Source organism: Streptomyces sp. NPDC031111 (assembly GCF_055570675.1).
The window spans coordinates 219427-232035 of the sequence record NZ_JBVIGS010000014.1 but is presented as its reverse complement, the minus strand read 5'-3'; the positions used below and the strand labels follow the sequence as shown (position 1 = coordinate 232035).

Here is a 12609-nt window from a genome sequence, read left to right as displayed (position 1 = left end):
CACCAGGTCGTAGCCGGCCTTCTCGATCGCCTTGGCCAGGACCAGGGAGGTGCCGATGGCGTCGGTGCCGTGCAGGTCGTCGTCCTCGACGTGGACGGCCTTGTCGGCGCCCATGGACAGCGCCTTGCGCAGGGCGTCCTTGGCGTCCTCCGGGCCCACCGTCAGGACGGTGATCTCCACGTCGTCGTCGGAGTTCTCCGAGATCTGCAGCGCCTGTTCGACCGCGTACTCGTCCAGCTCGGAGAGCAGACCGTCCACGTCGTCACGGTCGACGGTCAGGTCATCGGCGAAGTGCCGGTCGCCAGTGGCGTCGGGCACGTACTTCACGGTGACAACGATCCTCAAGCTCACGCCGGCTCTCCTACTGCATCGTCATTTCTGGCTGCCTGCCTTCAGGCAGCATAGGCGCCTGAAGCGGGCGATCCCGGCCGGGGCGGCCCGCGCTCCGGACGAAATATTACTCGTCAGTACACCCAGTTCCTTCCCGCTAAGCAAGCGCTTTGAACTGTGACCTTCGCAACGCAGCGTAACCGGAACTCGACGGGTCCGCGACCAGGGAGAACCCCGTTCAGTCGCGCAGGCGCGTGAAGCGTCCCTGGTGGTAGAGGAGGGGACGGCCATGGCCGGTGGAGTCGCCCAGCAGCACCTCGGCGACCACGATCCGGTGGTCGCCCGCGGGCACCCGGGCCGCCACCTTGCACACCATCCAGGCCGGCACGTCGTCCAGCACGGGAACCCCCTCGGGCCCCTCCCGCCAGGCGGTGGCCGGTCCGAAGCGGTCGGCGCCGCTGCGCGCGAAGGTCGTCGCCAGCTCCTGCTGGTGCTCGCCGAGGACGTGCACGCCCACGTGGTCGCCCGTCGCGATCGCCGGCCAGCTGGAGCTCCCGGTGCCGATGGCGAAGGACAGCATCGGCGGATCGGCACAGACGGAGGCGAGGGAGGTGGCGGTGAAGCCGACCGGACCGGAACGGCCGCGCGCGGTGATCACGGCGACGCCCGCCGCGTGCCTGCGGAAGACGGAGCGCAACAGATCGGGCGAGGCGGGCCGGGCGGTACCGAGGCCGGACGTGGCCGTCATGGAACTGTCCTTCCGCGGGAGGTGACGAACGGGCTCGCGGCTGCTCACCGGCCCGGTCGGCGCACACGCGCGGGGCGGGCGGCGGCCGCCGGGCGGCCGGGTACCCGGCGAGGGCGAAGGAGTTCCGAAGGCATGGGGTCAGGCTGACGACAAGTGGCATGCACAGTCAAGTCGGTCCCGTGATGTGGGAGATGCCTCACCCGGGGCCCCGCGGCCGTCACACCGCCTCCCCGAGGGCGGCGATCACATCGGCCTTGCGCGGCTGTCCGGCCGCGCGCCGTACGATCCGTCCGGCGGCGTCGAGGACGAGCACCGTCGGCGTCCGCTCGATCTCCAGGCGGCGCACGAGGTCCAGGTGGGCCTCGGCGTCGATCTCCACGTGGGCCACGCCCGGGACCAGGGCCGCCACCTCGGCGAGCACCCGCCGGGTCGCCCAGCAGGGCGCGCAGAAGGCGCTGGAGAACTGCACCAGGGTGGCTCGCTCCCCCAGTTCGGCTCCGAGCCCGGTCCACGGTTGTGTCCCGTCGATGCGTCCTCCGTCGTCCCGGTCCCGCACTCCCGCACTCCTTCCACAGCTCCGCCGTCAACGGTCTCCAGCGTCCCCGGGACGGCGGACATTCCCGGCCGTGCGCACAAAGGCCGAGGTGGCTGAAGGGGTGGACGTGACGAGAATCTCGCCGCACACGGGCACCAGGGCTGGTTCACCGGCCGTTCTTCGGGCACCATCTGCGACAAGCCGTAAAACCTACGGCTGCGTAACTTCGACTGGGAGCCGCCTTCCCAGGCAGAGAAGGAAGGGTTCCAACCCGCCCATGGCAGAACTCGTCTACCGGCCCGTCGTCGGTTTCGCCCGCACCCTGTTCAAGGTGTGGGACCTCAAGATCGACTGCCAGGGTTCGGAGTACATACCGCGCTCGGGCGGCGCCGTGCTGGTGAGCAATCACATCAGCTATCTGGACTTCGTCTTCAACGGCCTGGCGGCGCTCCCCCAGAAGCGGCTGGTCCGTTTCATGGCGAAGGAGTCGGTCTTCCGGCATCGCGTCTCCGGTCCGCTGATGCGCGGCATGAAGCACATCCCGGTGGACCGCACGCAGGGCGAGGCGGCGTACGAGCACGCGCTGCGGTCGCTGCGGTCGGGGGAGATCGTGGGCGTCTTCCCGGAGGCGACGATCTCGCAGTCGTTCACGCTGAAGAGCTTCAAGTCGGGTGCCGCGCGCCTGGCACAGGAGGCGGGCGTGCCGCTGATCCCGATGGCGGTGTGGGGCACGCAGCGGCTGTGGACCAAGGGGCACCCGCGCAACTTCCGGCGCAGTCACACCCCGATCACCATCCGGGTCGGCGAGGCGCTCGAGGCGTCCAAGGACAAGTACGCGGGCGCGATCACCCGGCAGCTGCGCGAGCGCGTACAGGAGTTGCTGGAGGCTGCACAGCGCGCCTATCCGGTACGCCCCAAGGACGCGGACGACACCTGGTGGATGCCGGCCCACCTCGGCGGTACGGCACCGACCCCGGAGCAGGTCCGGCAGGCCGAGGCCCACTGACACCCGCCGCCGCCGGCGGCCCGTTCGGGGCCGCTCATGCGGCGGGGTGGACCGTGATCCGTGCTCCGGGGCTGAACTTCTCCAGCAGACCGGCCAGTTCGGCCGCCGCGTCCTCCACCTCGGTCACGGGCATCGGCGCCAGGCTCTCCAGCAGGAAGACGCCCGAGACCGTCTCCTCGGTGAGCCGGGTGCGCGGCCCCTGCCGCCAGTTCCAGCGACGGCAGGTCACGCCGGTGTCGTCGCGCCACACCACCTCGCCCGCGTCGGGGTGTTCGACGGTCTCCTCGCCGCCCGCGACGGTCACGAAGTCCTCTCCGCCGGTGGCCCGTACCAGCCGCATTCCGCCCCGGATCCGGTCGATGTCCTCGCCGCCGACGGGGATCAGACGGGCGACGCTGACGGCGTTGTAGAGGTCGACGAGGAGGTTGATCCGGGGCAGGCCGGCCTCCGTGAGGGCCCGTCGGGCCAGTGCCTCGGCCGAGTTGCGGGTGCGGGACGGCTTCGAGCCGAAGGCCGTGTAGACCTCGCGCCAGGCCGCCATGTGCGGGTCCTCGTGCGGCGCCCGCCCCCGGAGGCGTCCGGCGAGCCGGTCGGCCGCCTCCTCGAGCAGCGCGGAACTCTCCTCCGTGCTGGGCCCGTTGACCAGGTCGTGCGCCTCGACGACGACATGGGTGAAGCCGGGGGCGAGGGCACGTACCTCGTCGGACACGGTCGGCGTGAAAGTCATGGCCCGCCTTGGGTTCAGAGTGCGGTGGGGAGCGTCCGCCACAGGTGCGGCCGGTCGGAGGCGGCCCGGAGGGCGTTCAGCACGACCGGATGCGGTGCAGCATACAGGACTGGATAGTCCATCTCGTTGGACGCCGGGTCGGGGGCGAAGGCCAGTCGTTCGCCGTCCAGGGAGAACCGCGCGTCCACTCCGGGCTTGTTGCCCCGGGGGTCCTGCCGGTGCCAGGCGCCGCGGAACCGTACGGCGACCAGGCCGTGCACGACGCCGAGGTTCTGGTAGCAGAGGGCGGTCGGGATGTCCTCGGCCCGCAGCAGCGCGGCCAGCGCGTGGGCCTTGGCGTAGCAGATGCCGGTGCCCTGTTCCAGGACGTCGGAGGCGCGCCAGGTGACCCGGAGATCACCGGAGTCCTGTGAGTGCGGGATGGTGTCGCGCACGAACTCGAAGGCCGCCCGCGCATATTCATACGAGTCATCCACCCCGGCGGCGAGCCGCGCCGCCGTCTCGCGGACCCGTGGATGGTGATGGTCGATCGCCTCATCGGCGGCCAGATAGGCGGAGAGGTCCGGGGTTTCCTGGATCAGCTGCATGCCGCCAGAGCATAGGTATGCGGCCGACCGGCAGTCAATGCATTTCCGGTCGACCGCATATCTATGCAAGCACTGCGGGTGGGCCGCTAGCGGGCCATCTCCTCCTTCAGCGCCGCCACGAACGTGTCAACGTCGTCCTCGGTGGTGTCGAAGGCGCACATCCAGCGGACGTCGCCCGCGGCCTCGTCCCAGAAGTAGAAGCGGAACCGCTGTTGCAGGCGCTCGCTCACGTCGTGCGGCAGCCGCGCGAAGACCGCGTTGGCCTGCACCGGGTAGAGGATCTCCACGCCGTGCACCGCGCGCACGCCCTCCGCCAGGCGCTGGGCCATCTCGTTGGCGTGCCGGGCGTTGCGCAGCCACAGGTCGCGGGCGAGCAGGGCCTCCAGCTGCACCGACACGAAGCGCATCTTGGACGCGAGCTGCATGGACTGCTTCCGCAGGTGCTTCATGTGCCGGATGCCGTCCGGTTCGAGGACGACGACGGCCTCGCCGAACAGCGCGCCGTTCTTGGTGCCGCCCAGCGAGAGCAGGTCGACGCCGACCGCGTTGGTGAAGGTGCGCAGCGGCACGTTCAGCGTGGCGGCCGCGTTGGCCAGCCGGGAGCCGTCGACGTGCACCTTCATGCCGTGCGCGTGGGCGTGCTCGCAGATGGCGCGGATCTCGTCGGGCGTGTAGACGGTGCCCAGCTCGGTCGCCTGGGCTATGGAGACCACCTGCGGCATGGCGCGGTGCTCGTCGTCCCAGCCGTACGCCTGCCGGTCGATCAGCTCGGGGGTGAGCTTGCCGTCCGGGGTGGGCACGGTGAGCAGCTTGATGCCGCCGACCCGCTCCGGGGCGCCGCCCTCGTCCACGTTGATGTGGGCGCTCTCCGCGCAGATGACCGCGCCCCAGCGGTCCGTGACCGCCTGGAGAGCGACGACGTTGGCTCCGGTGCCGTTGAAGACCGGGAAGGCCTCCGCCGTGGGGCCGAAGTGGCTGCGGATCACCTGCTGGAGGTTCTCGGTGTACGCGTCCTCGCCGTACGCGACCTGGTGCCCGCCGTTGGCCAGGGCCAGGGCGGCGAGCACCTCCGGGTGGGCCCCGGCGTAGTTGTCGCTGGCGAAACCGCGGACGTCCGGGTCGTGATGACGACGCGCGTCGGTCCTCGGTGGGTTCACGGCTTCTCGGTCAGCCACAGACGGTTTCCGTTCACTTCCGCGGCGGGCTTGTCCCAGACGCCGACGATAGCCTCGGCGAGGTCCTTGACGTCCGTGAAGCCCGCGAACTTCGCGTTGGGGCGGTCGGCGCGCATCGCGTCGTGCACCAGCGCCTTCACCACCAGGATCGCAGCCGCCGACGTCGGTCCCCGCTCGCCCCCGGCCTTGCGGAAGTAGTCGGCCATGGCGAGCGTCCACGCCTCGGCGGCCGCCTTGCCGGCGGCGTACGCGGCGTTGCCCGCGCTGGGCCTGGTCGCGCCAGCCGCGCTGATCAGGACGTAGCGGCCCCGGTCGCTGCGCTGGAGCGCCTCGTGGAAGGCGAGGGAGGTGTGCTGCACGGTACGCACCAGCAGCAGCTCCAGGAAGTCCCAGTCGTCCAGGCTGGTCTTGGTGAAGGTCTCACTGCCGCGCCAGCCGCCCACGAGGTGGACCAGGCCGTCGACCCGGCCGAACTCCTTCTCGGTGCGGGCGGCCCACTCGCGGGTGGACTCCAGGTCGAGCAGGTCGACCGTGTCACCGGTGACGGTGGCGCCGCCGTGCGCGTAGCGCGCGGCGTCCACGGCATCCGCCAGCCGCTCCGGGTCGTTGTCCGAGCCGACGACGGTCGCCCCCGCCTCGGCCAGCCTGAGCAGTGCCGCACGTCCCGCGGGTCCCCCCGCGCCGGCCACCGCGATCACCGCACCGTCGAGCGCCCCGTTCCCCATGATTCCCGCCTCCTGAGCAGTTGTGGATACGCGATCGCTCACGCGGCGACCCGCTCGGCACCGTCCGCCGTGATCCCCTTGGTGGCGGCGATCACGTTCTTCAGCTTCTTGGACAGTGCCTCATAGAACATGCTCAGCGGAAACTCGTCCGGAAGCACGTCATCCACGAGTTTCCGCGGCGGCTGCGTCAGGTCGAGGGCGTCGGGGCCCTTGGCCCACTTGGAGCCCGGGTGCGGGGAGAGGTAGGTCGAGACCAGCTCGTACCCGGCGAACCAGTGGACGAGCTTGGGGCGGTCGATGCCGTCGCGGTACAGCGCCTCGATCTCGGCGCACAGCTCGTTGGTGACCTGCGGGGCGCGCTCCCAGTCGATGGAGAGCTTGTTGTCGGTCCAGCGGACGACGTCGTGCTTGTGCAGGTAGGCGAAGAGCAGCTGGCCGCCGAGACCGTCGTAGTTGCGTACGCGAGCGCCGGTGACCGGGAAGCGGAACATGCGGTCGAAGAGCACCGCGACCTGGACGTCACGGGCCTGCGGGACGCCTTCGCCGGCCAGCTTCACGGCCTCCTTGAAGGCGGTGAGGTCGCAGCGCAGCTCCTCCAGGCCGTACATCCAGAACGGCTGGCGCTGCTTGATCATGAACGGGTCGAACGGCAGGTCGCCGTGGCTGTGGGTGCGGTCGTGGACCATGTCCCAGAGCACGAACGCCTCTTCGCAGCGCTTCTGGTCGTGCACCATCGCGGCGACGTCCTCGGGCAGCTCCAGGCCCAGGATGTCCACGGCGGCCTCGGTGACGCGGCGGAATCGGGCGGCCTCGCGGTCGCAGAAGATGCCGCCCCAGGTGAACCGCTCGGGGGCCTCGCGCACGGCGATGGTCTCGGGGAAGAGGACCGCGGAGTTGGTGTCGTAGCCCGCGGTGAAGTCCTCGAAGGTGATGCCGCAGAACAGCGGGTTGTCGTAACGGGTGCGCTCCAGCTCGGCCAGCCAGTCGGGCCAGACCATGCGCAGCACGACCGCCTCGATGTTGCGGTCCGGATTGCCGTTCTGGGTGTACATCGGGAAGACGACCAGGTGCTGGAGGCCGTCCTCGCGGTGCGCGGCCGGCTGGAAGGCCAGCAGCGAGTCGAGGAAGTCGGGCACCTCGAAACCGCCCTCGGCCCAGCGGCCCAGGTCCTTCGCGAGCGCCTCGTGGTAGGCGCGGTCGTGCGGGAGCAGCGGGGACAGCTGCCCGACGGCCTCGATCACCTGGCGCACGGCGTGCTCGGCGTCGGTCCGGGCCGGGGCGTTCTCGGCGTCGAAGTCGATCGAGCCGTCCTTGGACTGCCAGGGCCGGATCCGCTCCACGGCATCCTTGAGCACGGGCCATGCCGGGTGCTCAACCACCCTGACCACCGAAGGAACCTTCCCCTCCGCACCCACCTGCACAAGAATTTCCGTCATTTCCCATCCTCCACGGGAGAACCTCGCGTAAGAAGACCGTATACACATGGGGTTTCTCCCAGCAAGGGGAGCCTCGGGAAAATATCCTGCCCCACCCCCGCCTCGGCCGCATTTTTTCCTGTGAGACACCCGGTCGGGCGAGCGCCTGCGCAATCGATGTTCAGCCTCTGGACGCTGCGGGCACAGGCGATACGGTCCAGGAGGGCCGTAGGGACGCGGCCCCCCGCCGCCGTCGACGGAAGCGAGTCGTCTCTTGAACTTCCTCACCATCGGTCACCGCGGAGTCATGGGTGTCGAACCCGAGAACACCCTCCGGTCCTTCGTCGCCGCCCAGGAGTCGGGCCTCGACGTCATCGAACTCGATCTGCATCTGAGCAAGGACGGCGCGCTCGTCGTCATGCACGACACGGATGTGGACCGCACCACCGACGGCACGGGCGCGATCGCCGACAAGACGCTCGCCGAGCTCCGGGCCCTGGACGCCGGGCGCGGCGAGCGTATTCCCGTCTTCGAAGAGGTGCTCGACGCCGTCCGGGCACCGCTCCAGGCCGAGATCAAGGACGTCCAGGCCGCCCGTGCGCTGGCCGGGGTGATGAACGAACGGGACCTGGCCGACCGGATCGAGGTGTCCTCGTTCCACGACGAGGCGATCACGGAGATCGCCCGCCTGGTGCCCGGGGTGCGCACGGCGCTCATCGCGAGCCGCTACGGCCCCGACGTCGTCGAGCGGGCGGTCGGGGCCGGTGCCTCGACCGTCTGTCTGAACATCCGCCGGCTCACGCTGGAGATCGTGGAGCAGGCGCGGAAGGCCGAGCTGAGGATCATCGGCTGGGTGGTGAACACCCAGGACCACCTCCGGCTGGTACGGGCCCTGGGGCTCGACGGCGCCACCACCGACTACCCGGAGATCAAGCGCACCGGCCGCTTCACCGCGTGAGCCGTCAGACCAGCTCCTTCACCAGCAGCTCGAACTCCAGGTCGTCGCGCTGCGGAACGCCGAAGCGCTCGTCGCCGTACGGGAAGGGCGTCATCCTTCCCGTACGGCGGTAGCCGCGCCGCTCGTACCAGGCGATCAGGTCCTCCCGCACGGAGATGACGGTCATGTGCATCTCGCTCACGCCCCAGGTCTCGCGGGCCTGCCGCTCCGCCTCCGCGATGATCGCCCGGCCCAGTCCCGCCCCCTGGAGGGCGGGGCTGACCGCGAACATCCCGAAGTAGGCGTGGGCGCCGCGGTGTTCCAGCTGGCAGCAGGCGACCGTGCGGCCATCGCGCTCCACCGTGAGCAGCCGGCTGTCCGGCGCCTTGATGACCTCCAGCACGCCCTCCCGGTCGGTCCGCTGTCCCTCGAGTATGTCCGCCTCGGTGGTCCATCCGGCCCGGCTGGACTCTCCCCGGTAGGCCGACTCGATCAGCGCGACGAGGGCGTCCACATCGGCGTCGGTGGCATCGCGGAAGGTCAGTGCGGTGTCGGTGGCGGATTCCATGGCACGTCTCCGGTTCGTCTGCGGCGCCTTCCGGCGTGGCTCGGGCGGGAACGAGACTAACCCGGCCACTACGCTCGGCCGCATGGTGCACGTACTGAGCAGCCGCGTCCTGCTCCGCCCCACCGATCCCGACCGCTCCCGCGCCTTCTACGGCGATCGGCTGGGCCTCGCCGTCCACCGCGAGTTCGGCACCGGCCCTGAGCGCGGCACCGTCTACTTCCTCGGCGGGGGGTTCCTGGAGCTCTCGGGCCGTTCGGACTCCTCGTCGGCGGCGTCGCCGGTCGTACGGCTGTGGCTCCAGGTCGAGGACGTCGCCGCGGCGCACGAGGAACTGGCGGCCGAGGGCGTCGAGATCGTCCGTCCCCCGGTGAAGGAGCCGTGGGGGCTGATCGAGATGTGGATCACCGACCCGGACGGCACACCGATCGTGCTGGTCGAGATCCCGGCGGAACACCCGCTGCGGTACCGGCCGGGCATCTAGGGGTCACCGGGGAGGCGCCCGGCCACGGTCGGCGCGGGCCGGTTCGCGGAGACCGGAGCCGGTGAGGCGGTCGGGCACGGTCCGGCCGGTCTCCGGGGTGCGGCGACCGGGCGGCCGATGCCGCACGGGGTGAACGCGGCAGACCGCCACACGGTGGGGTACGGGGCCGAGGCACCGGTCCCCCGGCCCTCGCCGGCGGGATTCACGCCGGATGGCCGGGAGCGGGGGCCGGGCTTAGCGTGGCGGTGGACCGAAGGGAGCGCCATGAGACTGTCCGCGCCGGTGACCGGTGGGCCCTGCTGGGTCGAGCTCGGGACCACCGACCTGGAGTCCGCCCGGCGGTTCTACACGCGGTTGTTCGGCTGGCGCCCCGACGCGGATCCGCGCGAGGAGGCGGGCGGCTACACGGTCGCGTACCTGGGTGACGCGGCGGTCGCCGGGCTGGCGCCGTTGTACCAGGAGGCGCAGCCGGTGGCCTGGAACGTGTCGTTCGCGGTGGCCGACGTCGAGGCCGCCCTCGACGAGGTGGGGGCCGCCGGCGGGCAGACGCTGTTCGGTCCGACGGACGTGTTCGACGCGGGCGGGTTCGCGGTGGCGGCCGATCCCACGGGCGCCGTCTTCCAGCTGTGGCAGGCGGGCGCCTTCCCGGGCGCCGGAGTCTTCGGCACCCCCGGGTCACTGGGCTGGGTGGAGCTGCTGACCCGTGCGCCGCAGCAGGCCGTGGCCTTCTACACCACCGTGTTCGGCTGGAGCGTGGACCCCTCCGTGCGCTATCCGCAGTGGAGCGTCGGCGGAACGGACTTCGGCGGCATGGTCACGATGGACGACAAGTTCCCGCACGAGGTGCCGGCGCACTGGCTGCCGTACTTCGCCGTCGACGACGTGGACGACGCCGCGGTGACCACCACGACGGTGGGGGGCACGGTGCTGATGGAACCGGTCTCCCATCCGGAGGGTCCGAGGATCGCGGTGCTCCGTGACCTTCAGGGGGCGATGTTCGGCGTGTACCGGGCGGCCGACGAGGGGTGAGCGCGGGCGTGCTCGGGGGCGTGCCCGTGGGGAGTGCTCGGGGCCGTCACGCCCGCAGCGCGCCCAGGCGTCCTTCGAGCTGCCCCAGGAGTTCGCCGAGCAGCGCGGCGAGTTCGCCGAGTTCCGGGCTGTCCAGACCGGACAGGACGGCGGTCTCGTAGGCCAGCTGCGCGGGCAGGATGCCGTCGACAAGGTCGCGCCCGGAGTCGGTGAGGCGGACATGGGCGACCCGGCGGTCGCGGGTGTCGCCGCGGCGCTCCACCAGTCCGCGTTCGGTGAGCTGCTTGAGGCGTTTGGTGACGGCGGCGCCCGAGGAGAACGTCTCCCGGGCCAGCTCGCTCGGGGTCAGCTCGTGGCCGGTGCGGCGCAGCGCGCCGAGCAGGTCGAACTCCGGGCGGGTCAGTCCGGCGCGGCGCAGTGGGGCGTCCTCCGCCTGCTGGAGGAGGGCGGCGCAGCGGTTGATGCGGCCGATGACCTCCATGGGACCGGTGTCGAGGTCCGGGTGGACGGCGCGCCACTGACGGACGACGGCGGCGACCGTGTCGCCCCGCGAACGGCCGGGCACGTCCCCGTCGGCCTCCGCCGCTCCCCCGCCGTCGGCCGCCGCTGGTCCTTCGGTCGCCGTCATGGCCGTACGTCCTCCGTGGTCGTGCCCGTGCCGGGGTCCGGAAGCAGCCCCTGGCGTCGTACCGTCGCCGCGAGCGTACGGTGTCCCGACCGCTCGGCGAGCACGACCCGCTCCTGGGGCAGCGCGCGCTGCCACCACTCGCCGGACGCGGCGTCGACGGTGGCCCGCAGATCGACCAGGGCGGCGGCGAGGTCGCGGCGGGCGGCGGCCAGGGTGGCGGGGGCGGGCGGGGGCCCGGCCAGGAGGCGCGCGGCGTGTTCGCGGGCGCGGTCGACCGTGGTGAGCGCCCGCTCCACATGGTCGCCCGCCCTCCGGTTGGTGACGGCCACGGCGGCGGCGAACCCGACGAGGGCGCCGACGACGGTGTCCACCGCACGCTCGGTGATCAGGTCGCCGGGCCGCTGGTACCCGGCGAACTCGGTGACGAGCAGCGCCAGCGGGGTCACGCAGACGCTGCCGAGCCAGTAGTTGCGGCTGATGAGCGCCTCGGCGCCGAAGTTGAACAGCAGGCAGCACAGCACCAGCGCGAGCGGGCCGAGGTGGGCGACCGGGGCGACGGCGGCGAAGAGCAGGACGCCGGCGAGGTTGCCGACGACGCGCTGGACGGCCCGGCTCCAGGTCAGGGTGACGTTGGCCTGGTAGAGCGAGGCGGCGGTGACCAGGGCCCAGTAGGGGCGGCCGATCCCGAGGGCGAGGGAGGCCCAGCCGGCGAGGGCGCAGCCGAGGGCGGTGCGGACGGCGATCGGGGTGAGCGGCCCGAGCCTGGTCCACAGGGGCCGCGGCGGGGTGGCGCGTTCGGCGGCCACGCCGAGGAGTTCGGCGGCGTCCGCGCGGGGGTCGTCGGGGCGCGGGACGGCGCCGTTGCCGCGCAGCGCGCGGGCCCAGGCGCGCAGGCGTTCGGGGTCGGCGTCGTCGGGCGCGGCGAGGGCGACCTCGGCGCGCACGACGAGCCGTTCCAGGGCGCGGCGGGTGGCGGAGGGGCGGTCGCCGGTGGAGAGCAGGGACTGCCACGCCACCTGCACGGCGGCGTGGGCGGCGGCGCGGGCGCCGGGGTGGGCGTCGCGGGGGCCGCCGGTCGCGGCGTACGCGGCGGCGGCGTTCAGGGCGTGTGCGGTGGCGCGGCGTTCGGGTCCGTGCGGGCGGAACGGCGCGGGCGCCATGCCCACCAGATAGGCCCAGGCTCCGGCCGCGGCGGCGAGCGCGAGATGACCGGGAACCTGTCCGAGGGTCTGCGGCACGAACAGCGAGGCGGAGCTGACGAAGGTGAGGACCACGTTGCCGGGCGGCCCGACGCGGGTGGCGTCGCACAGCGCCTTCTGCACGGCGGCCAGTACGGCGCCGACGGCGACCAGGACCACGGCGTCGCGGGTGAGGGAGGCGGCGACCAGGGCGACGGCGAGACCGGCGAGCATGCCGAGCACCACCCACGCCAGCGCCCTGGCCCGGGCGGCGTACGGGCGATTGTGGGCGTACAGGGCGCACAGGGAACCGGCCATGGTGTACATCGCGAGGTCGAGCCGGCCGAGCGCCACCAGGAGCAGGCTGGGCGGTGCGACGGCGGCGACCACGCTGAGGGCCGGCTTGAACCAGATGTTGGAGGGCCGCCCGAGGCGCAGCGTGGCGGCGAGCGGGAGACTCCGGGACGTGGGCGGGGTGGGGGGCGCACTGCTCATGGGGAACAACGTTAGCAGGTGTTTTACCTGTGAATTATATGCTCC

15 protein-coding genes are annotated in these 12609 nt (G+C 71.9%); 4 read left to right on the top strand and 11 right to left on the bottom strand.

Going from position 1 to position 12609, the window contains the following annotated elements; all coding sequences use genetic code 11:
• The 3 genes from ACZ470_RS27530 to ACZ470_RS27520 form a co-directional block, all read right to left on the bottom strand.
• Positions 1 to 351 (bottom strand): electron transfer flavoprotein subunit beta/FixA family protein (locus tag ACZ470_RS27530; protein ID WP_468431439.1); only part of this gene is annotated, 351 nt, incomplete at its 3' end.
• Positions 352 to 568: 217 nt separating this feature from the next.
• Positions 569 to 1078, bottom strand: coding sequence for a flavin reductase family protein (locus ACZ470_RS27525; protein ID WP_468431437.1), 510 nt, complete (start codon positions 1076 to 1078; stop codon positions 569 to 571).
• Positions 1079 to 1295: 217 nt separating this feature from the next.
• Positions 1296 to 1634 carry a thioredoxin family protein gene (locus ACZ470_RS27520; protein ID WP_468431435.1) on the bottom strand — a complete coding sequence of 113 codons (339 nt, stop codon included), beginning with the start codon at positions 1632 to 1634 and terminating at the stop codon, positions 1296 to 1298.
• 256 nt (positions 1635 to 1890) lie between these two features.
• Here ACZ470_RS27520 and ACZ470_RS27515 point away from each other — a divergent pair, with 256 nt between their 5' ends.
• A complete protein-coding gene (locus ACZ470_RS27515) occupies positions 1891 to 2619 on the top strand; it encodes a lysophospholipid acyltransferase family protein (protein ID WP_468431433.1) in 729 nt (242 codons plus the stop codon).
• 34 nt (positions 2620 to 2653) lie between these two features.
• Here the strand turns inward: ACZ470_RS27515 and ACZ470_RS27510 are convergent, their stop codons facing one another.
• The 5 genes from ACZ470_RS27510 to ACZ470_RS27490 all read right to left on the bottom strand — a co-directional run bounded on the left by ACZ470_RS27510 (position 2654) and on the right by ACZ470_RS27490 (position 7269).
• A complete protein-coding gene (locus ACZ470_RS27510; RefSeq protein WP_468431431.1) occupies positions 2654 to 3346 on the bottom strand; it encodes a B3/B4 domain-containing protein in 693 nt (230 codons plus the stop codon).
• Positions 3347 to 3360: 14 nt separating this feature from the next.
• Positions 3361 to 3933 (bottom strand): transglutaminase domain-containing protein, encoded by a 573-nt coding sequence (locus ACZ470_RS27505; RefSeq protein WP_468431429.1) that lies wholly within the window; start codon positions 3931 to 3933, stop codon positions 3361 to 3363.
• Positions 3934 to 4019: 86 nt separating this feature from the next.
• Positions 4020 to 5090 carry a threonine aldolase family protein gene (locus ACZ470_RS27500; protein WP_468431427.1) on the bottom strand — a complete coding sequence of 357 codons (1071 nt, stop codon included), beginning with the start codon at positions 5088 to 5090 and terminating at the stop codon, positions 4020 to 4022.
• Positions 5087 to 5833: an SDR family NAD(P)-dependent oxidoreductase gene (locus ACZ470_RS27495; RefSeq protein WP_468431425.1), complete on the bottom strand. Its 747-nt coding sequence runs from the start codon at positions 5831 to 5833 to the stop codon at positions 5087 to 5089. The genes ACZ470_RS27500 and ACZ470_RS27495 overlap by 4 nt, the downstream gene beginning before the upstream one ends.
• A 38-nt stretch (positions 5834 to 5871) precedes the next feature.
• A complete protein-coding gene (locus tag ACZ470_RS27490; RefSeq protein ID WP_468431424.1) occupies positions 5872 to 7269 on the bottom strand; it encodes a DUF6421 family protein in 1398 nt (465 codons plus the stop codon).
• Between the two features lie 253 nt (positions 7270 to 7522).
• Between ACZ470_RS27490 and ACZ470_RS27485 the strand changes: the two genes are divergently transcribed.
• A complete protein-coding gene (locus ACZ470_RS27485) occupies positions 7523 to 8206 on the top strand; it encodes a glycerophosphodiester phosphodiesterase (protein ID WP_468431422.1) in 684 nt (227 codons plus the stop codon).
• A gap of 4 nt (positions 8207 to 8210) precedes the next feature.
• Here the strand turns inward: ACZ470_RS27485 and ACZ470_RS27480 are convergent, their stop codons facing one another.
• Positions 8211 to 8753: a GNAT family N-acetyltransferase gene (locus ACZ470_RS27480; RefSeq protein ID WP_468431420.1), complete on the bottom strand. Its 543-nt coding sequence runs from the start codon at positions 8751 to 8753 to the stop codon at positions 8211 to 8213.
• 82 nt (positions 8754 to 8835) lie between these two features.
• Here ACZ470_RS27480 and ACZ470_RS27475 point away from each other — a divergent pair, with 82 nt between their 5' ends.
• A complete protein-coding gene (locus ACZ470_RS27475) occupies positions 8836 to 9234 on the top strand; it encodes a VOC family protein (protein WP_468431418.1) in 399 nt (132 codons plus the stop codon).
• Positions 9235 to 9498: 264 nt separating this feature from the next.
• Positions 9499 to 10263 carry a VOC family protein gene (locus ACZ470_RS27470; protein ID WP_468431416.1) on the top strand — a complete coding sequence of 255 codons (765 nt, stop codon included), beginning with the start codon at positions 9499 to 9501 and terminating at the stop codon, positions 10261 to 10263.
• Positions 10264 to 10309: 46 nt separating this feature from the next.
• On the opposite strand, the gene ACZ470_RS27465 is transcribed toward ACZ470_RS27470, so the two are convergent.
• Positions 10310 to 10891, bottom strand: a complete 582-nt coding sequence (locus ACZ470_RS27465) for a MarR family winged helix-turn-helix transcriptional regulator (protein ID WP_468431414.1) — start codon at positions 10889 to 10891, stop codon at positions 10310 to 10312.
• On the bottom strand, positions 10888 to 12564 hold the full coding sequence (locus ACZ470_RS27460; protein ID WP_468431412.1) for an FUSC family protein: 1677 nt from the start codon (positions 12562 to 12564) through the stop codon (positions 10888 to 10890). The genes ACZ470_RS27465 and ACZ470_RS27460 overlap by 4 nt, the downstream gene beginning before the upstream one ends.
• Between the last annotated feature and the right edge of the window lie 45 nt (positions 12565 to 12609).